This is a genomic window from Ferruginivarius sediminum (assembly GCF_003344765.1).
Classification (GTDB): domain Bacteria; phylum Pseudomonadota; class Alphaproteobacteria; order Kiloniellales; family Rhodovibrionaceae; genus Ferruginivarius; species Ferruginivarius sediminum.
Map to the genome: position 1 here is coordinate 213,585 of NZ_QPMH01000005.1, position 26,197 is coordinate 239,781.

A 26,197-nucleotide genomic window follows, 5' to 3' on the forward strand; every position below is an offset into this window, starting at 1 on the left:
GATCGTTCACGATTCGACGGACACGAACATGCAGGTCAGCGATATCCTTGAGCGCAAGGGCCGGGACGTGGTCACCGTGCGCCCTGGAGCCACGGTGCAGGCGGCTGTCGCCACGCTGGCGAAGCGCGGGATTGGCGCGGTCGTGGTTTCCCGCGACGGACGCAGTATCGACGGTATTCTGAGCGAACGTGACCTCGTGCGCGGGATATCCCGATATGGCGCAGAATTTCTCGGACGCCGCGTCGACGAGGTGACGGTCCACAAGGTCTATACCTGCGCGCCAACCGACGACGTTCACACTGCCATGGCGGAGATGAAGCGGCGGAAGATCCGGCATCTGCCCGTTGCCGTGCACGGAATGCTGGCCGGCATGGTCAGCGCGGTTGATATCCTGCGCGAGCACTGCCTGAAGCAGGGATGGGACTAGAGGGATTCGGGGTGCCGTCGCTCGACCGGAGCCGCCTCGGCCGAGGACGTCACGCGACGCGGTTCTGCAGGTCCTTGAACCATGCGAGACGCTCGCGGGTGGCGGCGATGTCCTGGTCCAGCCAGTCGAAGAAGTGACCGCGATCACCGGAATCGCTGGCGCGCAGATCGGTGAGGCGGGCAAGCTCGCGCTCGATCATTTCCACCAGGATGTCGACCTGCTCCTGCCGGTCCTCGGCGTTCAGCAGGTGCAGGAAGCGCATCTTAAGCGCGATGATCAGCTTGTTGATATCGTTGATCGGCGCGCGCACCGAGGATGTCATCAGTCGAACCATCTCCGCATGGCCGGCCTCGGTAATGCGCAGGCGGGCGTTGTCTTCCATCCCCTTGCCGTCGACCGGTTCGATCAGGCCTTCGACAATCAAAAGCTCCAGGGGCGTGCCGACCAGGTCCAGGGAGGGGCCGACGATGCGCTGGGTGAAATGGCGCACGTCCTCGGCCAGTTCGCCATAATGCATGTCGCGCGTTGCCAGGGCGCCGAGCGCGGCCAGGCGGATCGCTTCCGTCGGGATCAGCGTGTTGTCGCGGTACATAACTCTCCCAGGCTCCTGTCGCGGAGGCGACGCCTTTCATAAAGGTATTCATGCCGGCCTGCCCTGTCCAGTTTACGCCGGCAAGAGGCCTTCGGTTCACCTCTCACGGATTCGAGGCAGGGCAGGGGGCGGGGAGTTCACACGAAGCGGGCGCGGCTTCCATTCGTTGTGGAAGCCGCGCCCGCGCAACAACACCGGGCTTTAAGCCGCTGGATCAGCCCGGGGACATACCACGCAGCTTTTCATTCCGCCGGCGCAGCATCTCCAGCGACGTCAGCAGCAGGATAGAGATGGTGACCAGCAGCGTCGCCACCGCCAGGATAGTCGGGCTGATCTGCTCGCGAATGCCCGACCACATCTCCAGCGGGATGGTGCGCTGCTCGTAGCCCGACAGGAACAGCACGATCACAACCTCGTCGAACGAGGTGATAAACGCGAACAGCGCGCCCGAGATTACGCCGGGCGCAATCAGCGGCATGATGATCTTGAAGAACGTCCGCATCGGTGTTGCGCCCAGCGACTGGGAGGCGCGCACGAGCTGCTGATCGAAGCCGACCAGCGTGGCCGTGACCGTGATCACCACGAACGGAGTGCCAAGCGCCGTGTGCGCCAGGATCACGCCGGGGAAGGTCTGTGCCAGGTTGATGTTCGAGTAGAAGAAGAACATCGCCGCGCCGGAGATGATCAGCGGCACGATCATCGGGCTGATCAGTATCGACATGATCAGCGTCCGCCCCGGCATGTATGAGCGTGACAGCCCCAGCGCCGCGACCGTGCCCAGCGCGGTGGCGATGAACGTCGAGGCGATGGCGATGATGAAGCTGTTCTTGATCGAGTGGATCCAGCTATCCGAGGTGAAGAAGTCCGTGTACCAGCGCGTCGAATAGGCGTCGGCATCAAGCGCCAGCATGCCTTTCGTAAAGGTGAAGTACGGCTCCGCGTTGAAGCTGAGCGGTATGATCAGCAGGATCGGCGTGATCAGGTAGAGGAATACGAAGGCGCAGATAAGCAGGTAAACGTAGTGCCAACTGCGCTCCAGCAATCCTGCATAGGGCGGAAATTTCTTCATTGTGCCCTCAACCCAACTTCATGTTGTCGATGCCGACGATGCGGTTGTAGATCAGATACAGCACCAGCACGCCGCCCAACAGTATGGTCCCGATCGCCGCGGCAAGGCCCCAGTTCAGGGATTGCTGCATGTGATAGGCGATGTAGTTCGAGATCAACTGACCGGACTGGCCGCCGACAAGGGCCGGCGTGATGTAGTAGCCGATCGCCAGGATGAACACGAGGATGCCGCCCGCGCCCATGCCGGGCACCGTCTGCGGCACGTAGACCCGCCAGAACGCCACCAGCGGGTTGGCGCCCAGCGAACGTGCGGCCCGCATGTAGCTGGGCGAGATGCCCCGCATCACGGAATAGAGCGGCAGGATCATGAACGGCAGCAGGATCTGCGTCATCGCCACGATGGTGCCGATTTTGTTGTAGATCATCTGCATCCGGCCGTCGTCGGATATCAAACCGATCCAGACCAGAATGTCGTTCAGGACGCCCTCTGTCTGCAGCATGACGATCCAGCTTGTCGTGCGCACCAGGAGCGAGGTCCAGAAAGGCAGCAGCACCAGGATCATCAACAGGTTGGAGTGCCGCGCCGGAAGGGTGGCCAGCAGATAGCTGACGGGGAAGCCAAGCAGCAGGCAAAGCCCGGTGATGAGCGCCGACATCCACAGCGTGCGGACGAAAAGCATCTGGTAGATCTGCCGGTATTCCGGCTGTTCGACGACCTCGCCCTCTTCATTGTAGGTGTAGTCCAGGGCATTCAGGTAATAGGCGGCCGTGAAAGCGCCGCTCTGGCGTTTGATCAGTTTCCAGACGGCCGGGTCCTCCCAGTCGTCATCGATGTCGATAAGCGCCGCCTTCCAAGGGGCTTCGTATTGCCCGATGCGCCGCGCCGATTTCATGATCAGCGAGCGCATGCCACTTTCCTGATAGTTCAGGCGCGTCGCGGCCTGACCGATGGTGCGGGTCTTTTGCCCTTCCTTCAGGTCGGCCGCCATCGCCGCGAACGCGGCATCCGGGGGCATACCTTCGCCGTCCCAGGCCTCCAGCGCCTGGACCGTGCGCGGTATGGCCTCGGGGACAGCGGCGTTGTCGACGCTGCGCATGGCCATGTCGAAGATCGGCATCAGAAAGCTGATGAGGATGAACAGCAGCAGCGGCGCCGTCAGGCCGAAGGCGATCAGCTTGTTGCGGCGCATCGCCCTGCGCAACGACACCTTGAGCGGCGTGCCGTCCGCCGTGGTCATCGCGTTGGCGGTTAACTCGGCCTGAGCCATCGGACCCTCGCGGAAATCGTCCTGTGAAGGGAATTAACGAATGGGCGTCGGTCGTTTAAATCCGGCGGAAGCGGGACAGGGAATTCCCTGTCCCGCATGCCGGTTACGGCGATTAGCGTGCGAGCCAGGCGTTGAACCGCTCGCTCATCTCGTCGCCGTTGTCGGCCCACCAAGCGGCGTTCTTCTTGATCGGGTTCTCGAAGTTCTTCGGGTTGGTCGGCATGTGCGGCTTCATGTCGATGCCGGCCTCGGCATGCGTGGAAACCAGCGGTGCCGAGGACTTCCGGGCCGGACCGTAGGAGATGTACTTCGCCTGATCGGCCAGACGCTGCGTGTCGGTCGCGAAGTGCAGGTAGTCCTTGACGCGGTCGGTCAGCTTGCCCTTCGGGATGACCCAGCCGTCCAGCTCGAAGTACTGGCCGTCCCACATCAGCTCGAACGGCTGGTTCTCGACGACCTGAGCATTGAAGAAGCGGCCGTTGTAGCCGGTCGCGATCGAGACTTCCTGGTCGGCCAGAAGCTGCGGCGGCTGCGCGCCCTCGGTCCACCAGACCGTGTTGCCCTTCAGCTCGCCCAGCTTCTTGAACGCGCGGGCGATGCCCTCGTCGGTGTCGAGGACGTCATAGACCTCGCCCGCGGGCACGCCGTCGGCCATCAGCGCCCATTCCATGTTGCCCGCCGGGATCTTCTGCAGGCTGCGCTTGCCCGGATAGGTGTCGGTGTCCCAGACATCCGCAACCTTGCTGGGATAGTCGCCGGACGGGAATGCTTCCTTGTTGTACGCGAAGAGGGTCGCGTAGACGATTTCCGGGATGAAGCACTCGCTGAGCGAGCCCTCGACGAAGTCCTCGCTCGGCGGCGTGCCGTCCGGCGCGTCGGCCAGGATCTCGTCGTGGTTGATCGGCTCGATGATGCCCTCGGCGCAGGCCGTCAGCGCCGGCCCCTCCAGCATGTCCACGATATCCCAGGTCACGTTGCCCGCCTGCACCTGGGCGCGGACGCCGGCAAGACCGTTCGCGGACTTGTCTTCATTGACGATTTCGACGTCCGGGTTCGCCTCCATGTACGGATCGTGGTACGCTTTCTGCTGGCTTGCCGTGTAGGCGCCGCCCCAGGACACAATGGTCAGGGTTTCCGCCTGCGCGGACGCAGATGCGAGGCCGAGGGCAGCCGTTCCAGCCACCGCCGCCGTCGTTGCCTTAAGCCAGTGCTTCATTTAGCCACTCCCTGCTCTTGTTACCGGTCACAACCGGTCTCATCGAAGATTTGGTCTTCTCAGACGGCCCGCACCGGGACCCGTGATCTTCCTCGCGGCTTTGCGGTGCGGGCGATGCCACTGCCGGCGCCCGATATCAGGCATCCAGCGCGCGGCAATCCTCCATCGCCCAGCCGATACGGACATTCTCGCCTTTCTTGATAGTGGCGTGCCCTTGGGCGTTCGGAATCTTGATCACGAATTCGTCGTTGCCGCAGACGCTGACGCGGGTGCGGATGTGATCGCCGAGGTAAATGAGCTCTTCCACGCGGGCGTCGAAGACGTTCGGTACCGCGTTGGCATCCGGGTTCACGCTGACGCGCTCCGGACGCAGGGAAAGCGTCGTGTCGCTGCCCTGTCCGCCGGTATTGATGTTGAGCGCCTCGACCGTGCCGCCCTGGTTCTCCAGCTCGACCGTACAACTCGTGCCGTTGACGTTCTTCACCCGGCCGCGGAGCCGGTTGTTCTCGCCGATGAAGTAGGCGACGAAGGCGTTGCGCGGCTCCTCGTAAAGCTGATCCGGCGCGGCAAGCTGCTGGATGACACCTTCCTCGAATACCGCAATCCGGTTGGACATCGTCAGGGCCTCGGACTGGTCGTGGGTGACGTAGACCACCGATACCCCGAGGCTTTCGTGGATGTGCTTGATCTCGAACTGCATCTCCTCGCGCAGGTTCTTGTCCAGCGCGCCCAGCGGCTCGTCCATCAGGACCAGTTCGGGATCGAAAACCAATGCCCGGGCAACCGCGATACGCTGCTGCTGTCCGCCGGACAACTGCGCGGGACGGCGGTTGCCGAAGTTGCCGAGGCGGACCATGTCCAGCGCCCGCTGCACCTTTTTGTCGGCGTCCGCCCGGCTCATTTTACGCACCTCGAGCGGGAAGCGAAGATTTTCCGCCACCGTCATGTGCGGGAACAGGGCGTAATTCTGGAACACCATGCCGATGCCCCGCTTGTGCGGCGGGACATTGTTGATCGGCGTGCCGTTGAGGAGAATTTCGCCGTGGGTGGGAACCTCGAAGCCGGCCAGCATCATCAGGACCGTCGTCTTACCCGACCCGGACGGCCCGAGAAGGGTCAGAAACTCGCCGCGCTCGACATGGAGGTTCAGATCCTTAACGACCAGAGTTTCGCCATCATAGCTTTTCTGGACGTGATTGAATTCGACAATATTGTTCTGCGCCATCCCCTACCTTCTCGGTCCCACGCGTCCACACGTCTGCCAGGACGAAGCCGTTTCTTGTCGTTGGCTGCGGTGCCTGTTGGGGCTTGTCACAGCCATCCGGTCCCTGTCGCCGGTTGCCATGGAGGCTACGACATCTCGCGATCGATTGGGAGTCATTTTTCTCAAGTACAATAAGCCTCTAGCCCCCAATCCTGATGATTCGGGCTTACCGCGCCGCAGCAATATTTCGAAATGAATATATCGGCGCCGGCAATTCATCACGCCGCGCGCTTGATTCCAAGTTCCGCCCAGACGGAGCCCAGCGCATCGACCAGGTGGTCGACATCCGCGTCGGAATGGTGCGGATTCGGCGTGATTCGCAGCCGCTCGCTGCCGCGCGGCACGGTCGGATAGTTGATTGGCTGGATATAAATGCCGTGGCACGCCAGAAGCTCGTCCGAGGCACGTTTGCACAGCGCCGCGTCGCCGACCATCACCGGCACGATATGGCTTTCGGAGTGAATGACTGGCAGGCCGGCGGCGGCGAGACGCCGCTTCACCGTGGCCGCGCGTTCCTGATGACGCTCGCGCTCGGCCTCGCTGGCTTTCAGGTGCTCGACGCTGGCCAGCGCGCCGGCGGCGACATGGGGCGGCAGCGCCGTCGTGAAGATGAAGCCGGAAGCATAGGAGCGGACGAAATCGACCAGTTCGCGCTTGCCGGTAATATAGCCGCCGACACAGCCATAGGCCTTCGCCAGCGTGCCCTCGATGACGTCGAGCCGGCCCATCAGACCGTCGCGTTCGGCGATTCCGGCGCCGCGGGGACCGTAGAGCCCGACGGCATGCACCTCATCCAGGTAGGTCAGCGCGCCGTGGCGTTCCGCGACGTCGCAAAGCTCGGCAATGGGCGCGATATCGCCATCCATCGAGTAGACGCTTTCGAAGGCCACGATCTTGCCGCGCTCGCCATCCACCTCGGATAGCTTGCGATCGAGGTCTTCCGGATCGTTGTGCCGGAATATGCGCTTGTCGGCGCGCGAATGACGGATGCCCTCGATCATAGAGGCATGGTTCTGCGCGTCGGAGAAGACGACGCAATCCGGCAACCGGGCGGCCAGGGTGGACAGCGTCGCCATGTTCGACACGTAGCCGGAGGTGAACAGCAGCGCCGCTTCCTTGCCATGCAGGTCGGCCAGCGCCCCCTCGAGCAGAACGTGATAGTGGTTGGTGCCGGAGATGTTCCGCGTGCCGCCGGCACCGGCGCCGCACTTGCCCAGGACTTCCTGCATTGCCGCGATGACGGTGGGATGCTGGCCCATCCCCAGGTAGTCGTTCGAGCACCAGACCGCCACCTCGCCGACATCGGAACCGTCGTAGTGGTGGGCGCGGGGAAAGGCGCCGACCTGCCGCTCCAGGTCCGCGAAGACGCGATAGCGGCCCTCGGCCTTGAGTTCCGCCAGCGCGTCCTTGAAAAACCGATCATAGTTCATGGCGTCGTCCGTCCCCGCCTTGCTCGCTCACCCGCATCATACCTGCGCTACAACCGAATAGGTAGCATGCGGGCATCTGGATGTGCATGAGGGTGCGCCCAATCGTCGCGCGAGGCGTGCACGTCCCCGGTCGCCCGCACCTCTCCCGGCACCGCCGTTCAGGCCGCCGCGAGGCCTTCCTGCCGCACCCATTCCCAGGTCTCGTCCAGCGCCTTGCCGATGACCTCGACGATGGTATCCACCTGCTCTTCCTCGATCACGAGCGGCGGGCACACCGCCAGCGTATCGCCCAGGTTCCGCAGGATCACGCCGTGCGCCCGGCAGCGCTGGTCCAGTTGCGCGCCGACCTTCCCGGCTGGGTCGAAGGGCGCCCTCGTCGCCTTGTTCGCCACGGGCTCGACCGCGGCGATCATGCCGATGCCGCGCACCTCGCCGACGAGGGGATGGTCCGCGTAGCGACGCAGCCCATTCTGCAGGCGCGGCGCCAGTTCGCTGGCGCGTGCGGCAATGTCCATCTCGTCGTAGATCTTCAGCGTTTCCAGCGCCACCGCCGCGCTGACCGGATGCCCGGAATAGGTGAAGCCGTGGCCCAGGGTGCCGATCTTCTTCGTGTTGTCGGCAATCGCCTGATAGACCTCATCGCGCATCATCACCGCCGAGATCGGCAGGTAGGCACTGGAGAGCGCCTTGGCGACGGTCACCATGTCGGGCTCGATGCCGTAGGTCTCGCAGCCGAACATGTCGCCGGTCCGGCCGAATCCGCAGATCACCTCGTCCGCGATCAGCAGAACGTCATACTTTTTCAGAACCTCCTGCACCTTCCGCCAGTAGGTCCGCGGCGGCGTGATCACCCCGCCGGCCCCCATCACCGGCTCGCCGATGAATGCGGCAACCGTCTCCGGCCCTTCGTCGAGGATCAGTTGTTCGAGGTCGGCGGCCATGCGCGTGGCGAAATCCTCCTCGCTCTCGCCGTCCTGGGCGCCGCGCCAGTAGTGCGGGCAGGAGGTATGGCGGATGCCCTCGATCGGCAGGTCGAAGTCGGCGTGGTTGTAGGGCAGGCCGGTCAGCGACGCGGAGGCGATGGTGACGCCGTGATATGCGCGCTGGCGGGAAATGATCTTCTTTTTCCCCGGCCGGCCCAGCGCGTTGTTGTAGTACCAGACCAGCTTGATCGCGGTGTCGTTCGCCTCCGAGCCCGAGTTGGCGTAGAACACCTTGCCCATGTTACCGGGCGCCATGGCGATCAGCTTCTCCGACAGCTCGATCACCGGCGGCGGTACCTTGTGCGCGAAGGAGTGGTAATAGGCCAGCCGGCGCATCTGTTGCTCGGCAGCGCGGATGAGCCGTTCGTTGCCGAAGCCCAGCGACGTGCACCACAGCCCCGCCAGCCCCTCGATATAGCGCTTGCCGCTGTCGTCGGTGACGGTGACGCCGTCCCCCGATTCGATGATCAGCGGTCCCTCGGCCTCGTGCTTGCGGGCGTTGGTATAGGGGTGCAGGTGATAGGCGACATCCCGTGCCGCCGGTGAATTCGGCCGCTGGCCCATGCGATCTCTCCGTGGTCTCGTCTTTTCGTCCATTTAGACTATTGCGGTGCAGAGCCTACGCCGCGAGGCGCTCGGGGCCAAGGGTGTTCGCCAAGGCCGGTGCAGGGTGGCGCTACACGCGTGCTTATGCGCGTCGCGGCTGTGTTGTCCGGCGCAAAACGCGTCGATAGAGTCAAGCTGTTCGTGGAAAGACCCGCGGGCGGAAAACAAGACAGGGGTACACGGGAGATGTTCGACCAGATCGGATGGCGCGCGGCGGTGGCTGCCTTGGCTGTCTCCGCGCTCGGCTTCGCCGGCCAAGCGACGGCGCGTGATCTCACGGTGGTATCGTGGGGCGGCAGTTACCAGGATGCCCAGCGAGAGGTCTACTTCGAACCTTTCAAGGAGGCCACAGGGACCAGCCTGCTGGAGGACAGCTATAACGGCGGCCTTGCCAAGATCCGCTCGATGGTCCAGACCGGCACCGTCACTTGGGATGTCGTGCAGGTTGAGGCGCCGGAACTGATACGCGGCTGCCAGCAAGGCCTGTTCGAGTTCATCCCTTGGGACAAGATGGGCGATCGCGGCAATTTCATCGACGGCGCCGCCACCGACTGCGGCGTGGGCACCATCGTCTGGGCCGTGGCGTTGGCGTACAACACCGAGAACGTCGACGGCACGCCGGCCGGCTGGGCGGATTTCTGGGACGTCGAGAAGTTCCCGGGCAAACGCGGCCTGCGCAAGGGGGCCAAGTTCAACCTGGAGATCGCGCTGATGGCCGACGGCGTGCCGGCTGACCGGGTTTACGAGGTCCTGGCCACCGATGAAGGCGTTGACCGCGCGTTCAACAAGCTGGACGAGTTGAAGCCGCACATGCAGTGGTGGGAGGCTGGCGCGCAGCCACCGGAATGGCTGGCGTCCGGCGACGTGGTGATGTCCTCGGCCTATAACGGCCGGATCACGGCCGCGCAGAAGGAGGGCCAGCCGTTCAAGATCGCCTGGGACGGCCAAGTCTATGCTATCGATTCCTGGGTCATCGTGCGCGGCTCGCCGAAGATGGACGAGGCGGTCGAGTTCATCCGCTATGCCAGCCAGCCGGAGAACCAGGCGGGACTGCCCAAGGCGATCCCCTACGGCCCGACGCACGTCGCCGCAATCGAGGAGGTGCCGGAGGATGTCCGGCCGGATCTGCCGACGGCGCCGCAGAATCTTGAGAACGCGCTGCGCAACGATACCGAGTTCTGGATCGACCGCGAGGAAAGCCTGGACGAGCGCTTCAACTCATGGATCGCGCAATAAGGTGCGTGCCGTGACCTGCAGCTTTACGGGGAGCGGCACTTGCCGCCGCTCCCCGCATTGCGTTTGCGAGTGTATGTCATGGGCCGCGCGATGACTGTGGCTGTTGTGCAACCCGGCGGATTGGCCGAGGAAAGCCGCGCGCTGAAGCGGGCGCTGAAACGCGTCGAGCGGCGCCGGCGGCTGCGGGCGATCGGGCTGATCGGGCCGCTGTTCCTGTTCCTGGCGGTCGTATTCGCGCTGCCGATCGTGCTGATGCTGCATCGTGCCGTCGACAACCCGGAGGTCGTCACTCATCTGCCCCGCACGACGGAGGCGATCCAGGGTTGGGAGGGCGATGGCACGCCGGGCGAGCCTGCATTCGCCGCGCTGGGCCAGGACCTGAACGAGGCGTTCTATGCCCGCCGCCTAGCCGAACCGGCGCGGCGCCTGAACTATGAGATCACCGGCTTCCGCTCGATGATCATGGCCACGTCGCGCAAGCTGCCGCGCGGTGAGGCGCCCGAATCCTGGAAGCGGACGTTCCTGGATATCGATCCGGCATGGTCCGAGCCGCGCTACTGGCAGGCGATCAAGGATACGGCGCAGCCGTACACGCTGCACTATCTGCTGGCCGCGCTCGATCTGCGCATGACGTCCGATGGCGGCGTCGTGGCCGCGCCCAAGGAGCAGGCCATCTACCGCGGTCTCTTCGGGCGGACGTTGTGGATGGCGTTCGTGATCACGGCGGCGTCGCTGCTGATGGGCTATCCGCTGGCCTATCTCATGGTGAACGGTGGGAAGGCGACGCGGGGCGTGCTTCTGATCTTCGTGCTGCTGCCGTTCTGGACGTCGCTGTTGGTGCGCACTTCGGCCTGGGTCGTCCTGTTGCAGCAGGAGGGGCTGGTGAACCAAGCCCTGCAATGGATCGGGGCGATAGACGATCCCGTGCAGCTTATCTACAACCGCTTCGGCGTTTACGTCGGGATGGTCCACATCCTGCTGCCGTTCATGGTGATGCCGATCTATGCCGTGATGCGTGGCGTGCCGGCGAGCCACGTTCAGGCCGCGGCCTCGCTGGGGGCGACGCCCTTCACCGCGTTCCGGCGGGTCTATCTGCCGCAGACCGTGTCCGGCGTCGGGGCGGGGTGCCTGCTGGTCTTCATCCTATCCGTCGGATTCTATATCACCCCGGCGCTGCTCGGCAGCCCGCGCGATCAGATGGTCAGCTACTTCATCGCCTATTACACGAACCAGACGCTGAATTGGGGCATGGCATCGGCGCTCGGTGTGATCCTGCTGGCGGCGATCCTGCTGCTCTACGCCGTGTTCAGTCGTATGCTGGGCCTGGGGCGGCCGCGATTGGCATGAGAAACCCGGGTACCATGCGGATCCCCGGTCCGCCGCCGCACACGCCGCCGGTCTACCGTCTGTGGTGGTACGCGATGCGGCTGTTCGTGGCGCTGGTCTGCATTTTCCTGCTGGCGCCGATCCTGGCCATCGTGCCGATCTCGTTCTCCTCGGGCAGCTTTCTCACCTATCCGCTGCCGGGCTTCTCGCTGCAGTGGTACGCCGAGGTGTTCGAGCCCCGGCCGTGGATGTTCGCGTTGAAGAACAGCCTGATCGTGGGCAGCGGCGCCACGGTGCTCGCCACGACGCTGGGCACGCTGGCGGCGCTCGGGCTGGCGAAGGGGAACCTGCCGGGGCGTTCGGCCGTCAATGCCTTCCTGATCAGTCCGATGATCGTGCCGTTGGTGATCACCGCGGTGGGGGTCTACTTCTTCTTCGCCCGCATCGGCCTGAACGCCTCGTATCCGGGGCTGATCCTGGGACATACGGCGCTGGCGGTTCCCTTCGTCGTCATCACGGTGACGGCGACGCTGGAGGGCTTCGATACCAACCTGATCCGCGCCGGTCAGTCCCTGGGCGCCGGGCCGCTTCGCGTGTTCCGCCGCATCACGTTGCCACTGATCGCACCGGGCGTGGCCTCGGGCGCGATCTTCGCTTTCGCCATCTCTTTCGACGAGGTGGTGGTTACCGTCTTTCTGGCCGGCCCCGCGCAACGCACGCTGCCGCGTCAGATGTTCGACGGCATCCGCGAGAACATTTCACCGGCCATCCTGGCAGTGGCGACGTTGCTGGTGCTGGTGGCGCTGGCGCTGATGGTGACGATCGGCCTGCTGAAGCGGCGCAGCGACCGGCTGCGGGGGCTCCACGGATAGCCCTGCCTCAACCCGCCCAGGTGCGGTAAGTGCGTTCGGTCAGCAGATATTCGAGCACCCGGTGGTTGTTGGTGTCCACCAGCAGCACGCGGTCCGGCCCGTCGGCCCAGATGCCGGCCGGCTCGGCGGGCGGCAGGCAAAGGTCGTCCATGCACTCGAAGCCGTCGTCCAGATCGCGGACCCGGCGGGCGGCGAGGTCGAGGACGCGGGCCTTGTGGTTGTAGCTGTCGGCGACCAGCACCTCGCCCGTTGTGACCGCGATGCCCAGCGGGTGCTGCATGCGGGCCAACTCGAAGGGGCCGTTCTCCGCGCCGAACTCGAACAGGCCTTCCCCGACGAGAGTGTGCACGGCGCGGTCGGAAAGGGTCACGGCCCGCACGGACGAGGTTTCGCTGTCGGCAAAGTAGAGCGCGTTGGAATCCCGGTCGAGCGCCAGGCCGCTTGGCTGGGCAAGTTGGGCATCGTGGCCCGGGCCGTCGATGATCTCCTCGCCGCCGTTGCCCGCCAGCGGGCGGAGCTCGCGGGCATCGATGTCGAGTTCGAGGATCTGATGCGTGCCGGCGTTGGCGATATAAAGCACGCCGCCGTCCAGTTCCAGATCCCAGGGCGAGGCGAGGGCGGCGGCGAGCGCCGGCTCCTCCTCGTGCACCACCATGCCGCGCTCGCCGGTGCCGGCCAGTGTCGCGACGGTGCCGCTGGAGAGGTCGATGCGGCGCACCGCATGGTTGCCTGTGTCGGCGACGTAGATCGTTTCCTCGTCGGCGATCAGGCCTTGCGGTGCATTGAACTGCGCCGTCTCGGCCGGCCCGTCGGCAAAGCCGGGCTGGCCGCTGCCGAATCGGACGACCTCTTCGCCGTCGTCATCCAGCAGCACGATCTGATGGTGCCCGGCGTCGGCCAGGGCCCAGAATCTGTCGTCGCCCGGTACCGGCTTGATCTTGCCTGGAAAGGCGAACTCTCCGCCGAAGTCACGCTCGGGCGAGATATCCATGGGGCACGGGTGCAGCACGCCCTGCGTGTCCCAGCGCTCGACCAGCTCGGACACGGCGGTCAGCAGCCGCTCGCTGTCGGGTTCCCCGGCCATCTGGCCCAGCACGTGGCCCTCGGGTCCGATGAACACCAGCGTCGGCCAGGCGCGTACGGCATATTCCCGCCAAAGCTGGAAACTGATGTCGTTCACCACCGGATGCTCGACGCCATAGCGGGCAATCGCCGCCTTCAGGTTCTCCGGCCGCTGCTCGGCGGCGAACTTGGGCGAGTGGACGCCGATCACCGCCACCTCGTCGGGATACGCCGCCTCGACCTTCTTCAAAGCCGGCAGGACGTGCATGCAGTTGATGCAGCAGAACGTCCAGAAATCGAGGATCACCAGCTTGCCGCGCAGATCCTTCAGCGACAGCGGCTTTTCGACGTTGAACCACTCCAGACCATCGCGGCCGATCTCCGGTGCACGCACGCGCGGCGTTTCCAGCGGTGTTTCCGATTCGCTCATGAAATGGCTTAGTCCTTGGGTCTCGCCGTGAATTACCATTCGCCATATGAGGTCGGCACCGTCGAACGTCCAGGCGGCTATCTCCGGGCTTGCGGCAGAAACGCCCGACACTCAAGGCACCTCATCGCCCGAACCCCGTGTTCAACGATCCAAAGAAGCTGGATGCGCCGTCAGAGGCTGTGCCAGCCAACCTGCGGCTAGCCTTAGGCGCCGATGCAACGAGCAGGTTCAGCGGTTCAGGCGGATCGATAGGGCCCAGAGGGTCCCGAAATCCATCATCCGGCGGCTGCGGGATGGCCGGCGCACGTCGGGGAAATCGGCTTGGTCTTTCAGGGAGAATGACCGGTTCCCGGAACCCATCGTCCGGTGGTTGCGATATTGACGGCGAGTGCTTTGGCGTCGGGTTTGGGCTGCGAGGCAATGCCAATGGTTCTCGAAGCCCGTCATCCGGCGGCCGAAGAATTCGATTAGGGGCGTCCTTCCGCGGCCTTTGTCGCGGCAGGAACAGCGGATCGGCAAATCGGTCGCTACGACGCGGCTGGTTGTCCTTTTGCTCGCTCCCGACACTCAGGTTATCGGCGGCACTTGGGTGTGGGTCGCCGGGTTCGCTGGCATCGAACATGGGCTGTCGAATGGATTCTAAGTCGTCGCTGCTCTGATCGCCCAGCAGAGTCGAAAATCCATTATTATTCAGCGCATCCGAGACGGCCTGCTTGACCGACTTTCCCGCAAGTCCACCTTGGAAAGCGCTTTCACCGATTTCAGCCAGCTGCTGTATCTCGTCTTCGGTTAGAGGTGGAAGCCCTCGGCTTCTCAATGCGCGTTCGGCTTGGTTGATAAAACGCCGCGCCAGAATATCGTGTCTAAGGGCCTGCGCGATTTCTTCGGCCGATCGCGCTGCGGCGTCTGCGGAGGCTCTGGCCGGAAGCGCCTCACCAATTGCCTGGATTAGGTTCAGCGCTGTACTGCCAGTATTCTTTTCCAGTCGCAGCATTCGTCCCCGCCCGCCTTGAGCCCGCTCAATCCCAAGGCGCCGGCCAATGATCTCAATGATCTCCGTTCTCGATAAGCTTCGTTCCACCAGTGAACTGCCTCGCAGTTTGTCTCGTTGTGTCTATCAAGGGTTCAAGTAGGAGTCCGGGCCGCTATCAAGACAAGAATCCTCGCCGAATTCGACGGCAGCGAGCGCGACGCCATCCGGGCCGCCGCGGCAATACCAGTGCCGGGCCTTGGCTTGATCCTCGGGGACCGTGTAGCCCATGCTGTAGAGGGTGCCGAGGAAGTATGCGGCCCGCTGGCTGCCGGCATTTGCCGCAGCCATGATCAGGTCGCGGGCTCGTTCCCGCTCTGCTTTGGTCCGCGCGTTCTTCAACAGGAGTTGCCCGAACATCGCCTGCGCTTCCGGCAATCCTGCCCGCGACGCCTTGTCCAGGTAATGCCGGGCGAGGTCTCGGTCGGCCAGACCATCGGGATCATCGGCGGCGACGGGGTTCGTTGTCAGGAAAATCAGGGCCAATGCGAAGTGCGCCTGCGGGTTGCCTCGCCGCCCATATCGGCGAAGCAGGCGCAGGGCTCGCTCGGTGTCGCGCGGCACGCCGTAGCTGCCCCGTGCGAGGACCAGGCCCAGTTCCGCCTGGGCTTGCATGTTACCGGCCTGGGCCGCGCTCTCCATAAACCTGACGCCTTCGGCGATGTCCTTGCCGGGAACATTCCCCGCCAGGATGGCGGCGGCATAGCCGCGCATCGCCTCGCCGTCACCCGTGTTGGCGGCCTTTTGCAGCAGAGTGGCCCCGCTGTCGTCCCTGTCCGCTAGGCGGAGCATGCCTAGGTACTGCATAACGCGCGCATCCTTTGGTGACGCCTGGAGTGCGGCTTCGCATGCTTTCCGCGCCCGCTTGAGGCGGCCTATGGCATGTTCGAGGTCCGGCTCCCGATAGCGGTGCGCGTCTCTTGCGAGAGTGTCGCCGAGCATGACGCACTTCACCTTGGCATTCGCCACGCCATTCCCCGCCGAGTCCGCGCCAAGCGCGGGGGGCGCCAGGGACAGCGCGAAAAAGATAATGGATATTCTCGTAATCATATGGGAACATTAAGCGAAAACGGCGCCTATGTAAAGACCAAATTCCTATAAAAATGCAGGCGCTGTGTGCGACATCGCATTTTCGACTCGCGAACGACTGCGGCTGCGGTCGGTTTCCGCGTAACCGCCTCAGCCATTCCTGGTCCGCCGCCTTGTTTTCAGTGTCGCTATCGGGATAGGCTTTCATTGTTGCCGGTGCCGAGCCCAAACAATCGGTTCAAAAGGGAGGGCGGCGGCAATGGCGGGCGGCGTGGCCGCGCCGACGGGCGTGGGGCAGCGTTGTCCGTTCAGGGCTTCACGGATCGATAAAACGATAAGGCAGGGAGACGGACATGCGTCTGCGTCAGGCAATCCTGACCGCCGCCGCGGCGGCGGTCCTATCGGTCGGCGCCGGGACGGGGGCCAAGGCCGAGACATTTCGATGGGCGTTCCAGGGCGATGCCCAGTCGCTGGACCCGCACATCCTGAACGAGACATTTACTATCGGCTTCCACTCCAACATCTACGAGGGGCTGATCCGGCGCGACGAGGACCTGAAGATCCAGCCCGCGCTGGCGACCTCTTGGGAGATGATGGAGCCGACGCGCTGGCGCTTTCACCTGCGCGAGGGCGTTACGTTCCATAACGGCAACGAGTTCAACGCCGACGACGTGATCTTCAGCTTCCAGCGCATCCTCAAGGAAGGCTCGGACATGGGCTCGAAGCTCGCGCCCGGCACCGAGGTGGTGAAGGTGGACGACTACACCGTCGACTTCATCACCGAGAATCCGAACCCGATCCTCCACTACGAGTGGGCCGACGTCTTCATCATGGATAAGGAGTGGGCGGAGAAGAACAGCGCCACCCAACCCTCCGACGTCGCCAAGGGCGAGGAGAACTACGCTGCGTTCAACGCGAACGGTACCGGCCCCTTCAAGGTCCAGAGCCGCGAGACCGACGTGAAGACCGTGCTGGTCCCGAACGAGGATTGGTGGGACGAGCCGAAGCACAATCTGACGGAGGTGGTCTTTACGCCGATCTCCTCCGACGCCACCCGCGTCGCGGCGCTGCTGTCGGGCGAGATCGACATGATGTATCCGGTGCCGGTGCAGGACCTGCGCCGCGTCGACAGCAACGCCGGCACCTCGACCATGACCGGGCCGGAACTGCGGACGATCTTCCTTGGCATGGACCAGATGCGCGACGAGCTTCTGTACTCCAACGTCGAGGGCGAGAACCCGTTCAAGGACCAGCGCGTGCGCGAGGCGTTCTACCGCGCGATCGACATCAACGCGATCAAGCAGAAGATCATGCGCGGCCAGTCGGATCCCAGCGCCCTGATGATCTCGCCGTTCCTGTTCGAGCGCGCCGACGAATTCGAGCGGCTTGCCTACGACCCGGACAAGGCGAAGGAACTGCTGGCCGAGGCCGGTTATCCTGACGGCTTCCAGCTTCAGATGGATTGCCCGAACAATCGCTACGTGAATGACGAGGCGATCTGTCAGGCGGTCGTGGCGATGCTGGCGAAGGTGGGTGTACAGGTGGACCTGAACGCGCAGCCGAAGGCGCAGTATTTCGCCAAGGCGCTGGCCTACGACGTCAGCTTCTACCTGCTGGGTTGGACGCCTTCCAGCCTCGACAGCTACAACGTGCTGGCCAACCTGATCATGTGCCTGGACCGCGAAAAGACGCCGATCCAGGCCAAGTTCAACTATGGCGGCTACTGCAATCCGAAGGTCGACGAACTGGCCAACGAGGTCCTGGTCGAGACCGATCAGGAGGCCCGGAACGACAAGATCGAGGAGGCCTTTCGGACGCTGCACGAGGATCGCGGCTACATTCCGCTGCACCAGCAGTACCTGGCGTGGGGCAAGCGGGACAACATCGACCTCGTCCAGCGGCCCGACAATCAGTTCATGCTCTACCGCGTCAACGTGAACTGATCCGGCGACAGGGGCGAAAGCCCGAGTGGCGTGCCTCCGCCTCTCCCGCCCGTACCCGCGGCGGAGGGGCGGGGGCCGCGTCCCGTTGCCGATACATGCGGCATCCAGGCCAATAACGAGTTCAAGGCCTTGCCATGATTGCCTTCATCGTCCGCAGGCTGCTGCAGTCGCTGGTCGTCATGCTGGTCGTGGCGCTGCTGGCTTTCTCCATGTTCCGGTTCATCGGCGATCCGGTGAACCAGATGGTCGGCGTCGACACGACAGAGGAAGTGCGCGAGAACTTGCGCGAGCGCCTGGGACTGAACGACCCCGTGAGCGTGCAGTTCGGCCGTTTCGTCGTGAACGCCGCGCAGCTCGACTTCGGCATCAGCTATCAGCACAAGAAAGAGGTTTCGAACCTCCTTGCCGAGCGCGCGCCGGCGACGCTGGAGCTTGCCTTCCTGTCGGCCATCTTTGCGCTGATCGTCGGCGTGCCGATGGGGGTCTATACGGGGCTGCACAGGGATTCCTGGCTGTCGAAGGTGTTCCTGACGGTCTCGCTGGTCGGCATATCGCTGCCGACATTCCTGATCGGCATCCTGATGATCTTTATTTTCTCGGTGTGGCTCGGGTGGCTGCCGTCCTTCGGACGCGGCGAGGTGGTGGACCTTGGCTTCTGGTCCACCGGGTTGTTGACCGTGAGCGGCTGGCAGGCGGCGATCATGCCCTCGATCACGCTGGGGCTGTTCCAGATGACGTTGATCATGCGCCTCGTGCGTGCGGAGATGCTTGAGGTCCTGCGCACCGACTACGTCAAGTTCGCCCGCGCCCGGGGGCTGCCGAACCGGGCGGTCCACTTCGGGCATGCGCTGAAGAACACGCTCGTGCCGGTCATCACCATCACCGGCCTGCAGCTCGGCTCCATCATCGCGTTCGCCATCATCACCGAGACGGTGTTCCAGTGGCCGGGCATGGGGCTGATGTTCCTGCAGGCGATCCAGACCGTCGATATCCCGATCATGGCCGCCTACCTGATCCTGATCGCGTTCATCTTCGTCGTGATCAACCTGATCGTCGATATCCTCTACTACGTGGTCGATCCCCGCTTGCGCATCGACCGCGCAACGGCGGCGGGGCACTAGGTCATGAGCGTGGTATCGAGCCTTCCCGGGCGCCGTGGCGCGGACATGCTGCGGCGAGCCTGGGATTCCGACATCGCCTACTCTTTCCGCCAGTCGAAGGTGACAATGGTGGCGGCGGCGGTGACGCTGGTGTACTTCGTTTTCGCGCTATTCGCGCCTTGGATCGCGCCGCACGACCCCTATGACCTCAGCTCGGTCAGCCTGATGGACTCCTTCATGCCGCCGGTCTGGGAGGAGGGTGGCGACCCTCGCTTCCTGCTGGGCAGCGACGACCAGGGGCGCGGCATCCTTTCCACCATCATCTACGGCTCGCGGATCTCGCTGGCGGTCGGCTTCGCGTCGGTGATCTTCGCCGCCGTGCTGGGCGTGACGCTGGGTCTGATCGCGGGCTACGCGGGCGGGGCGGTGGACGCCTTCATCATGCGCGTCGCCGAGGTACAGCTCTCGTTCCCGGCCATCCTGATTGCGCTTCTCATAGACGGCGTTGCCCGCGGCGTGCTCGGAAACGAGGCGCAGGGCGACATCGCCTATTTCGTGATCATCCTGTCCATCGGCCTGTCGTTCTGGGTGCAGTACGCGCGTACCGTGCGCGGCTCGTGCATGGTGGAGAAGAATAAGGAGTACGTGCAGGCCGCCCGCGTGATCGGTGTTCGCCCCGCGCTTGTCGTGTTCCGGCATGTGTTGCCGAACGTGCTGGGCCCTGTTCTGGTGATCGCGACGATCACGCTGGCGCTGGCGATCATCACCGAGGCGACGCTCAGCTTCCTGGGCGTGGGCGTGCCGCCGACCAGTCCGTCGCTGGGCACCATGATACGGATCGGCAACGACTTCCTGTTCTCCGGCGAGTGGTGGATCACGATCTTCCCGGGCGTCGCGCTGGCGGTGCTGGTCCTCGCGGTGAACCTGCTGGGCGACTGGCTGCGCGACGCGTTGAACCCGAAGCTGCGGTGAGCCGATGAACGAGACGACAACCTTTGCCGATTCAGCCGGCGCCACGGCCCGCCCGCGCGGCAATCGCCCGGTGCTGGAGGTTGAGAAGCTGCGGGTGGAGTTTCCCACCCGCAAGGGGACGCTGCGCGCGGTCGACGACATCTCCTTCCACATCGACGAGGGCGAAGTGTTGGGCGTCGTCGGCGAGTCCGGCGCCGGCAAGTCGATGACCGGGACCGCCATCATCGGCCTGCTGGAGCCGCCGGGCCGCATCGCCGGCGGCGAGGTCCGGCTGGAAGGCGAGCGGATCGACAACCTGCCGTACGAGAAGATGCGCCGGTATCGCGGCGCGCGCATCGGCATGGTGTTCCAGGATCCGCTGACCTCGTTGAACCCGCTTTACACCGTCGGCTTCCATCTGACGGAGACGATCCGCACGCATAGCGACCTGAGCGAAAAGCAGGCGCGGCAGCGGGCGCTCGACCTGCTCTCCGAGGTCGGCATCCCCGCACCCGAGCGGCGCATCGACCAGTACCCGCACCAGTTTTCCGGCGGCATGCGCCAGCGGGTCGTGGTGGCGCTGGCACTCTGCGCCAATCCGCGCCTGATCATCGCGGACGAGCCGACGACGGCGCTGGACGTGTCGATCCAGGCACAGATCATCCGTCTTTTGCAGCGCCTGTGCCGGGAGCATGGCGCCTCGGTCATGCTGATCACCCACGACATGGGCGTGATCGCCGAGACGGCGGACCGTGTCGCCGTCATGTACGCCGGACGAATCGCGGAGGTGGGCCCGGTGCAGGAGGTGGTGAAAAACGCGCAGCACCCTTACACCGAGGGTCTGATGGGCGCGATCCCGACGATTGGCGGCACGCACGAGGATCTGGTGCAGATCAAGGGCTCGATGCCGCGCCTCACGCAGATCCCCTCTGGTTGCGCCTTCCATCCGCGCTGCCCGAAGGCGTTCGATCGCTGCCGGCGCGAGCGGCCCGAACTGATGCCCGCCGGCCGGTCCGAAGCCGCGTGCTGGCTGCACGACCCGGCGGAGAAGGGCAGGAGGCGCGGCAATGGCTGAGGTGGCGGCGCCCCAGGGCCCGGTCGCGACGGGCGAGACGCTTTTGAGCGTGCGCGACCTCGGCAAGACGTTCGACGTGTCCGCGCCGTTCCTCAACCGGGTGCTCCAGGGCCAGCCGCGCGTGCATTTGACGGCCGTGGACGATGTCAGCTTCGATATTCCCCGCGGCTCGACCTTCTCGCTGGTGGGCGAGTCTGGCTGTGGCAAGTCGACGGTGGCGCGCCTGGTCGTGGGCCTTTACCGGCCGAGCCAGGGCCGGGTTGAGTTCGAGGGCACCGATCTCGCGCGGATTCAGACACGCCGGCAGATGGCGCCGCTGCGCCGCAAGTGGGCGATGATCTTCCAGGATCCTTACGCCAGCCTGAATCCCCGCTGGCGCGTCGCCGACATCGTGGCCGAGCCGATCCGCTACCACGGCCTGCTTTCCGGCGGCCAGGCGATCCGCACGCGGGTCGGGGAATTGCTGGAACTCGTCGGTCTGTCGGCGCTGGACGGCGAGAAGTATCCGCATGAGTTTTCCGGCGGGCAACGCCAGCGCATCTCCATCGCCCGCGCGCTGGCGAGCGAGCCCGACTTCATCGTCTGCGACGAGCCGACCAGCGCCCTCGACGTCTCGGTGCAGGCGCAGATCCTGAACCTGATGAAGCGGCTGCAGCGCGAGCTGGGTCTGACCTACCTGTTCATCAGCCATGATCTCGCGGTGGTCTACCACATTTCCGACTACGTCGGCGTGATGTACCTGGGCCGGCTGGTGGAGTGGTCGGACGCGCGGCTTCTGTTCTCGAACCCGCGGCATCCCTATACGCGGATGCTGCTGGACGCCATTCCGGACCTTGAGATGTCGGGCCGCGCGCGCACTCCGGTGGGCGGAGAAGTGCCAAGCCCCATCGCACCTCCCGCCGGCTGCCACTTCAACCCCCGCTGCCCCTTTGCCGACGAGCGTTGCCGCAGCGAGACGCCGATGGCGCTGAAGGTCGGCGTCGGCGAGGTGCGCTGTCACGCGGTGGAGGAAGGACGCCTGCCGGAGCCGGAGTCCGCTTAAGCGTATTGCGTCCGAGGATGGCTCGCCGGCAACGCCCGGGCCGGCGCCTAGCCGAGGGCCGAAGTAGGCACCGGCTCGTCGACGACGCCGTTCTCCGTCCGGACAATGTACTCCGCCAGGGTGAGGACGGGGCCTCATTCAGGAATGATCAGTCAGGCATGGCCGACGGTGGCACTACCTTACTCGCGCTAAGCATATGTTTTATACCCCTGGAAGTTGCATATCATCATGGATGATGATATGGAGTTCATCGTTCGTTAAGTCGGTGACGAAATTTGCCAAGGGAGATGAGGATGCCGTCTGATCCATGGAATGAGAGGTCGGGCAAAGATTCGGAATACGCCGATACGCATCTAATGAGGCTTCATCAGGCGTTTCAGAGATCTTACCGGAACTGGAAAGTAACGATTGAGACGCTGCGGGAGATGCGTCGAGATGCCGGAGAGGCTGTTGGGCTTTCAACTGCAGGCGGCAGCAGTCTTCTGAAGAGTACCATTCTAAAGAATCGAAGAGCGGCGATTTCACAAATTTTCGAGAGAGAGGCGAACGAGGAGGCACTGCTCGAAAAATGGGGCTATGGAGAAATGCAAGAGCGTGCAAATACTTTACAAGATTACGTTGGGCGAACTGCGAACGAAATATTTTCGACCCCTGCGCAGACGCTTAGCGGCTTAGCTATCAAAGTCGATGTCCTACAGCTAGCGTTAGGGCGTCGAGGCACACAAGAAGATGGCGACGAAGACCTTGAAGCCTTTCAATCAACTGCTTCGCAGCCGTGGTTTGATAGCATCGCAAGAGATATCCGGCGCATGAATTCGACCACTATGACGGATGGTATCCGAAATGTAACAGCATAGGTGGGTCTGTCCGCAATTTGCCCAAAAATTGCAAGATCCGTATCGGATTTCAGACTCCTGCGTCCTGGTAAGCTTGCTCAGCAGTTATTTCGGGATTGGCGTCGTCAACAGAGGTGGCTGCGGCGTCCGGTGTCATGGAATAGAGGTCATGACGGGGGCCCAGGAGTAGCGGCGCAGCGCAGGCAATGGCGGCAAGCTGGAAAACCATGGCCATTTCAGACCACGATGCCAGAAAACCGGCGAGACTGGGGCCGACCAATTGGCCAGCGGAGATCAGGAAGAACGTGGCACCAAAGCCGGCTGAAGGCCGGTCGTGAAATGCGTGGACGCTCCAAATCCCGAATAGCCCAGTGATAAGGATGAATGTGCTTCCGAATGCCATCGCTGACGCATAGACGGCGAGGACATGTTCCGGCAATAAAGCGGGCGTACTAATGGCCAAGGCAATTGCAAGCATGCCAATTCGGAAAGTTCGACGGAGCCCAAAGCGTGTAACAAGGTCCCCGGCAGCGCCACCTAAAAGGCCAAAACCACCTATAAGGATCCAAAAGAAACGAGATTGGTTGTGTGCTAACGTTCCATAGTCGACGAGAAGGTCCACTGCGAACGTCCAATACACGGCTGTGACAATGCCGAACAGGAATGCTGATAGAAAAAGCCGACTGGAATGGGGGCTGAAAAACCAGGCCCATTTCAACTCCGGCATTTCAGCGGCTGCGCGAGCCGGACTTTTCCCTGAGGGTAGCAGTTTCGCATTCCAGAGAGTCGCAACAGCGGCGAAAACAGCAAATCCAACCCACGCCCATCGCCAGTCGCCCGTGGCAAGAAGGGCTGCGGGGCCCGCGATAATGACACCCAAACTGGTGCCGGAATTGATTATGGCGTACGTACGATTCTGGTGACGTTTTCGAACGAGCTCCGTGACAGCGTCAGAGAGCGGCGGATAGGCTAGTCCGGGACTTGTGCCAGCGAGAATGACACCTAGAGCGAAAAGCCAGGGGTCTTTGCTTGCGGCCATGATAGTCATGCCGATGGTCGCAGCCAAGCCGCCGAGTACAATGGGAAGTCGCGGTCCGACGATACCCGAAATCGAAGAGCCGATTAGCGTCGCGGCGAGATAGCCTGCGTACGACCCACTAGCGATCAGCCCCATCAGTTCCGTGGAAAGGCCGAATTCAGACTGTATTTCAGGAACAAAGAGGCCATAGGTATACCGTGCAAGACCGTATGTCGAGGCAACAATTGCCAGTCCTGCCGGAATAAGCTTCGCAGGAGATAACGTGATTGATTCGTCCATGATATGGTCCAATATCACAATGTACGGTTTGTTCTTCGTGACAATTGAAAGGAAACTGTATTGTCTCCAGTTGAATGCTCACATATTATTTTAAATAAATCATCATTGATTCGGAAATTACGGAACTGAGCAAGAGTATATTTAAGGCAATAGTTTGCTACAAATACGTATTTTTCTAAATTATTAGGATAAAATATGTCCTCACAGCTTACGCAACATCTTATAACTTGACCATTTTCTAGTGTTACAGGAATTATTTCGAAGCGATAGCGAGATTGGGCATCGGGATAAATACGCTCAAGAGCAAGACGTGAAAATCGTCGCATTCTCGGATCCAGATAAAATTTTTCCAGTATACTGTGATTTTCTCCGGTGAATATCTGCATTTCTGATAGTAAAAAATCTTCATGCTGCAAAATTTTACTCAGAAAATAGTTTGCACTATCAGGATGCTCGTTTCCTTCTTGAAATCCAAGCATAGTTGCGAGTGTTGGCTGGGTGCCGATTCTTATATCCCTTGTTGTTAATTTGTCGAATGGTTTTGTGATGCAGTGTATGTGATCATATGATAGAAGGTCGCTAAGTTCATTTCGCATCACCACTTCTGAGCTTGGGTTTATGTCAACGCTTATATAATCTGATATTGTGCAGTGTAAATTTTGTAATTTAGATATAATTCGACGGGTTTTTGCAGGTTCGGGGCCTAATTCCAAGTACGTGATATTTTTATTTTCAAATATATCGGCAATATCGCGTGCTACGTTATCAATGCAATTGGCGAAGCTATTATTACCATCTTGATCACATCCGAGTGTGAAATCATGTAGTGCAGTTTCGTTCAATCGTCTCATAATATCGAAAACCTCCTGAAGCAGGGGATTCGTGCGAGTGGGGTTAAGTGCATCATGGTATTTTTCTTTATTTTTAGGTATTATTATATTGTTCCGAGGTATATTTAATCTTTCTGATAGAGAGCTTTGTATGAGAGTTTCGAGCGATGTTTCCTCATGGGCGAGATTGGCCGCATTTAACATGACTGGGAAGTTGTCCTTGTTCAAGCTAGCAAACTGCCGCACCCGCGCGGATGCAATCATAACGGGTTGTATATTGAACCAAGAACCCGTATAAAGTGAATTATGGTGAAGCGAAGTTCACGGGGTGTCATGGATAGCGCAGCACGTAACGCGATAATTGGCCGGCTAGATTTAGAGCTTTTGATGGCGCTTGTGGCAATCGTGGACGCGGGAAGCTTCAAACAGGCTGCTCGACGGCTTAATCTCACTCAATCTGCTATAAGCATGCAGATCAAACGATTGGAAGACCGGGTAGGACAGCGGCTACTAAGCCGTCACGGTCGGCAAGTCGAGCTGACTGAAGCAGGCCGGATTTTGCACAAATACGCACGTACTATTGTAGATTTGGAAGAGGAGGCGCGAATGCAGCTAGCTATGCCTCCGTTATCTGGTCGGGTTCGTATTGGTCTTCCAGAATGGTTCGCAGGACGACGACTTCAGGCGCTGCTTGCACAATTCACGAGAGCTCATCCCGGGGTTCATTTGGCTATGCGTGCCGACGCAAGCTCTGAACTCAGGGAGGCGGTTTCTGCGGGCACACTGGATCTTGCGCTTGGCATAATCGAGTCGGTAGATAATGCGCCGCCAGCAGTGTACCAGGAGCAACTGGTTTGGGTAGTCGGTGAAGAACGTGCTTTGGAAATAAACGAAGATATGCCTGTGGCTCTTTTTGACCCGCCCTGTCCTTACAGAGAATTGGCAATGGAAGGCCTTGAACGGTGTGGATGGCGCGGGCATGAGGTGTTCACCAGTGCCAGCGTGGCAAGTGTCCGAACTGCGGTAGAGACGGGCCTGGGTATATCCGTATTTCCAGAAAGCGCGGTGCGGCCAGGTCTACGTGTTTTGACCAATGCCGAAGGTTTTCCGGAACTCCCAATGACAACCCTTGGCATTTACAAATCGTCTCGTATTTCCGATACGCCGGCCGATCATTTGTGTAGCTATCTTGAAAAAGCGTTATGCGATGGAGGATATCTTCCGCCACCGTAGCAGCAGGCCACTTGAGGTCCGTCGTGATTA

Annotated in this window: 23 protein-coding genes; 11 read left to right on the top strand and 12 right to left on the bottom strand. The window is 62.1% G+C overall.

Going from position 1 to position 26,197, the window contains the following annotated elements:
* The first annotated feature begins 28 nt into the window (after positions 1-28).
* Entirely contained in the window at positions 29-427 is a 399-nt protein-coding gene (locus tag DRB17_RS07880) for a CBS domain-containing protein (RefSeq protein ID WP_147274842.1), read from the top strand.
* 49 nt (positions 428-476) lie between these two features.
* On the opposite strand, the gene DRB17_RS07885 is transcribed toward DRB17_RS07880, so the two are convergent.
* The 7 genes from DRB17_RS07885 to DRB17_RS07915 form a co-directional block, all read right to left on the bottom strand.
* The gene (locus DRB17_RS07885) at positions 477-1,019 is read right to left on the bottom strand and encodes a hypothetical protein (RefSeq protein ID WP_114581651.1); all 543 of its coding nucleotides are present in this window, start codon (positions 1,017-1,019) and stop codon (positions 477-479) included.
* A gap of 214 nt (positions 1,020-1,233) precedes the next feature.
* Positions 1,234-2,088, bottom strand: coding sequence for an ABC transporter permease (locus DRB17_RS07890; protein WP_114581652.1), 855 nt, complete (start codon positions 2,086-2,088; stop codon positions 1,234-1,236).
* Positions 2,089-2,095: 7 nt separating this feature from the next.
* The gene (locus tag DRB17_RS07895; protein WP_241503775.1) at positions 2,096-3,355 is read right to left on the bottom strand and encodes an ABC transporter permease; all 1,260 of its coding nucleotides are present in this window, start codon (positions 3,353-3,355) and stop codon (positions 2,096-2,098) included.
* Between the two features lie 112 nt (positions 3,356-3,467).
* Positions 3,468-4,571, bottom strand: a complete 1,104-nt coding sequence (locus tag DRB17_RS07900; RefSeq protein ID WP_114581653.1) for an extracellular solute-binding protein — start codon at positions 4,569-4,571, stop codon at positions 3,468-3,470.
* 136 nt (positions 4,572-4,707) lie between these two features.
* Entirely contained in the window at positions 4,708-5,796 is a 1,089-nt protein-coding gene (locus DRB17_RS07905; RefSeq protein ID WP_114581654.1) for an ABC transporter ATP-binding protein, read from the bottom strand.
* A gap of 257 nt (positions 5,797-6,053) precedes the next feature.
* Positions 6,054-7,265, bottom strand: coding sequence for a 5-aminolevulinate synthase (gene hemA / locus DRB17_RS07910; protein ID WP_114581655.1), 1,212 nt, complete (start codon positions 7,263-7,265; stop codon positions 6,054-6,056).
* 158 nt (positions 7,266-7,423) lie between these two features.
* Entirely contained in the window at positions 7,424-8,812 is a 1,389-nt protein-coding gene (locus DRB17_RS07915) for an aspartate aminotransferase family protein (RefSeq protein WP_114581656.1), read from the bottom strand.
* Positions 8,813-9,040: 228 nt separating this feature from the next.
* Between DRB17_RS07915 and DRB17_RS07920 the strand changes: the two genes are divergently transcribed.
* The 3 genes from DRB17_RS07920 to DRB17_RS07930 all read left to right on the top strand — a co-directional run bounded on the left by DRB17_RS07920 (position 9,041) and on the right by DRB17_RS07930 (position 12,288).
* The gene (locus DRB17_RS07920; protein ID WP_114581657.1) at positions 9,041-10,090 is read left to right on the top strand and encodes an ABC transporter substrate-binding protein; all 1,050 of its coding nucleotides are present in this window, start codon (positions 9,041-9,043) and stop codon (positions 10,088-10,090) included.
* A 90-nt stretch (positions 10,091-10,180) separates the two neighbouring features.
* Complete coding sequence (locus tag DRB17_RS07925; protein WP_114581698.1) at positions 10,181-11,437, top strand: ABC transporter permease; 1,257 nt, start codon at positions 10,181-10,183, stop codon at positions 11,435-11,437.
* Between the two features lie 14 nt (positions 11,438-11,451).
* On the top strand, positions 11,452-12,288 hold the full coding sequence (locus DRB17_RS07930; protein ID WP_206607814.1) for an ABC transporter permease: 837 nt from the start codon (positions 11,452-11,454) through the stop codon (positions 12,286-12,288).
* A 7-nt stretch (positions 12,289-12,295) separates the two neighbouring features.
* On the opposite strand, the gene DRB17_RS07935 is transcribed toward DRB17_RS07930, so the two are convergent.
* The 3 genes from DRB17_RS07935 to DRB17_RS07940 all read right to left on the bottom strand — a co-directional run bounded on the left by DRB17_RS07935 (position 12,296) and on the right by DRB17_RS07940 (position 15,779).
* Positions 12,296-13,780: a thioredoxin-like domain-containing protein gene (locus tag DRB17_RS07935; RefSeq protein WP_114581658.1), complete on the bottom strand. Its 1,485-nt coding sequence runs from the start codon at positions 13,778-13,780 to the stop codon at positions 12,296-12,298.
* A gap of 121 nt (positions 13,781-13,901) precedes the next feature.
* A complete protein-coding gene (locus tag DRB17_RS19905; protein WP_147274843.1) occupies positions 13,902-14,774 on the bottom strand; it encodes a hypothetical protein in 873 nt (290 codons plus the stop codon).
* 123 nt (positions 14,775-14,897) lie between these two features.
* Complete coding sequence (locus DRB17_RS07940; protein ID WP_161958740.1) at positions 14,898-15,779, bottom strand: tetratricopeptide repeat protein; 882 nt, start codon at positions 15,777-15,779, stop codon at positions 14,898-14,900.
* Positions 15,780-16,192: 413 nt separating this feature from the next.
* Between DRB17_RS07940 and DRB17_RS07945 the strand changes: the two genes are divergently transcribed.
* The 6 genes from DRB17_RS07945 (at position 16,193) to DRB17_RS19910 (ending at position 22,807) form a co-directional block, all read left to right on the top strand.
* Positions 16,193-17,782 (top strand): ABC transporter substrate-binding protein, encoded by a 1,590-nt coding sequence (locus DRB17_RS07945; protein ID WP_114581660.1) that lies wholly within the window; start codon positions 16,193-16,195, stop codon positions 17,780-17,782.
* Between the two features lie 134 nt (positions 17,783-17,916).
* Positions 17,917-18,903 carry an ABC transporter permease gene (locus DRB17_RS07950; protein ID WP_114581661.1) on the top strand — a complete coding sequence of 329 codons (987 nt, stop codon included), beginning with the start codon at positions 17,917-17,919 and terminating at the stop codon, positions 18,901-18,903.
* Positions 18,904-18,906: 3 nt separating this feature from the next.
* Positions 18,907-19,854 (top strand): ABC transporter permease, encoded by a 948-nt coding sequence (locus tag DRB17_RS07955; RefSeq protein WP_114581662.1) that lies wholly within the window; start codon positions 18,907-18,909, stop codon positions 19,852-19,854.
* Between the two features lie 4 nt (positions 19,855-19,858).
* Positions 19,859-20,908 carry an ABC transporter ATP-binding protein gene (locus DRB17_RS07960; protein ID WP_114581663.1) on the top strand — a complete coding sequence of 350 codons (1,050 nt, stop codon included), beginning with the start codon at positions 19,859-19,861 and terminating at the stop codon, positions 20,906-20,908.
* On the top strand, positions 20,901-21,950 hold the full coding sequence (locus tag DRB17_RS07965) for an ABC transporter ATP-binding protein (protein ID WP_114581664.1): 1,050 nt from the start codon (positions 20,901-20,903) through the stop codon (positions 21,948-21,950). The genes DRB17_RS07960 and DRB17_RS07965 overlap by 8 nt, the downstream gene beginning before the upstream one ends.
* Before the next feature lie 293 nt (positions 21,951-22,243).
* Entirely contained in the window at positions 22,244-22,807 is a 564-nt protein-coding gene (locus DRB17_RS19910) for a hypothetical protein (protein WP_147274844.1), read from the top strand.
* Between the two features lie 49 nt (positions 22,808-22,856).
* Here DRB17_RS19910 and DRB17_RS07970 read toward each other — a convergent pair whose 3' ends face one another.
* Entirely contained in the window at positions 22,857-24,104 is a 1,248-nt protein-coding gene (locus DRB17_RS07970; protein ID WP_147274845.1) for an MFS transporter, read from the bottom strand.
* Between the two features lie 14 nt (positions 24,105-24,118).
* A complete protein-coding gene (locus DRB17_RS19915; protein WP_147274846.1) occupies positions 24,119-25,162 on the bottom strand; it encodes an L-histidine N(alpha)-methyltransferase in 1,044 nt (347 codons plus the stop codon).
* Positions 25,163-25,267: 105 nt separating this feature from the next.
* Here DRB17_RS19915 and DRB17_RS07975 point away from each other — a divergent pair, with 105 nt between their 5' ends.
* Positions 25,268-26,167 carry a LysR family transcriptional regulator gene (locus DRB17_RS07975; RefSeq protein WP_161958741.1) on the top strand — a complete coding sequence of 300 codons (900 nt, stop codon included), beginning with the start codon at positions 25,268-25,270 and terminating at the stop codon, positions 26,165-26,167.
* Positions 26,168-26,197: the final 30 nt, after the last annotated feature.

What these genes read in the sequence shown, in the direction of transcription:
- DRB17_RS07880 (WP_147274842.1), top strand. Translation starts at nt 29, where the DNA reads ATGCAGGTCAGCGATATCCTTGAGCGCAAGGGCCGGGACGTGGTCACC.
- DRB17_RS07885 (WP_114581651.1), bottom strand. Translation starts at nt 1,019, where the DNA reads ATGTACCGCGACAACACGCTGATCCCGACGGAAGCGATCCGCCTGGCC.
- DRB17_RS07890 (WP_114581652.1), bottom strand. Translation starts at nt 2,088, where the DNA reads ATGAAGAAATTTCCGCCCTATGCAGGATTGCTGGAGCGCAGTTGGCAC.
- DRB17_RS07895 (WP_241503775.1), bottom strand. Translation starts at nt 3,355, where the DNA reads ATGGCTCAGGCCGAGTTAACCGCCAACGCGATGACCACGGCGGACGGC.
- DRB17_RS07900 (WP_114581653.1), bottom strand. Translation starts at nt 4,571, where the DNA reads ATGAAGCACTGGCTTAAGGCAACGACGGCGGCGGTGGCTGGAACGGCT.
- DRB17_RS07905 (WP_114581654.1), bottom strand. Translation starts at nt 5,796, where the DNA reads ATGGCGCAGAACAATATTGTCGAATTCAATCACGTCCAGAAAAGCTAT.
- hemA (WP_114581655.1), bottom strand. Translation starts at nt 7,265, where the DNA reads ATGAACTATGATCGGTTTTTCAAGGACGCGCTGGCGGAACTCAAGGCC.
- DRB17_RS07915 (WP_114581656.1), bottom strand. Translation starts at nt 8,812, where the DNA reads ATGGGCCAGCGGCCGAATTCACCGGCGGCACGGGATGTCGCCTATCAC.
- DRB17_RS07920 (WP_114581657.1), top strand. Translation starts at nt 9,041, where the DNA reads ATGTTCGACCAGATCGGATGGCGCGCGGCGGTGGCTGCCTTGGCTGTC.
- DRB17_RS07925 (WP_114581698.1), top strand. Translation starts at nt 10,181, where the DNA reads ATGACTGTGGCTGTTGTGCAACCCGGCGGATTGGCCGAGGAAAGCCGC.
- DRB17_RS07930 (WP_206607814.1), top strand. Translation starts at nt 11,452, where the DNA reads ATGCGGATCCCCGGTCCGCCGCCGCACACGCCGCCGGTCTACCGTCTG.
- DRB17_RS07935 (WP_114581658.1), bottom strand. Translation starts at nt 13,780, where the DNA reads ATGAGCGAATCGGAAACACCGCTGGAAACGCCGCGCGTGCGTGCACCG.
- DRB17_RS19905 (WP_147274843.1), bottom strand. Translation starts at nt 14,774, where the DNA reads ATGCTGCGACTGGAAAAGAATACTGGCAGTACAGCGCTGAACCTAATC.
- DRB17_RS07945 (WP_114581660.1), top strand. Translation starts at nt 16,193, where the DNA reads ATGCGTCTGCGTCAGGCAATCCTGACCGCCGCCGCGGCGGCGGTCCTA.
- DRB17_RS07950 (WP_114581661.1), top strand. Translation starts at nt 17,917, where the DNA reads ATGATTGCCTTCATCGTCCGCAGGCTGCTGCAGTCGCTGGTCGTCATG.
- DRB17_RS07955 (WP_114581662.1), top strand. Translation starts at nt 18,907, where the DNA reads ATGAGCGTGGTATCGAGCCTTCCCGGGCGCCGTGGCGCGGACATGCTG.
- DRB17_RS07960 (WP_114581663.1), top strand. Translation starts at nt 19,859, where the DNA reads ATGAACGAGACGACAACCTTTGCCGATTCAGCCGGCGCCACGGCCCGC.
- DRB17_RS07965 (WP_114581664.1), top strand. Translation starts at nt 20,901, where the DNA reads ATGGCTGAGGTGGCGGCGCCCCAGGGCCCGGTCGCGACGGGCGAGACG.
- DRB17_RS19910 (WP_147274844.1), top strand. Translation starts at nt 22,244, where the DNA reads ATGCCGTCTGATCCATGGAATGAGAGGTCGGGCAAAGATTCGGAATAC.
- DRB17_RS07970 (WP_147274845.1), bottom strand. Translation starts at nt 24,104, where the DNA reads ATGGACGAATCAATCACGTTATCTCCTGCGAAGCTTATTCCGGCAGGA.
- DRB17_RS07975 (WP_161958741.1), top strand. Translation starts at nt 25,268, where the DNA reads ATGGATAGCGCAGCACGTAACGCGATAATTGGCCGGCTAGATTTAGAG.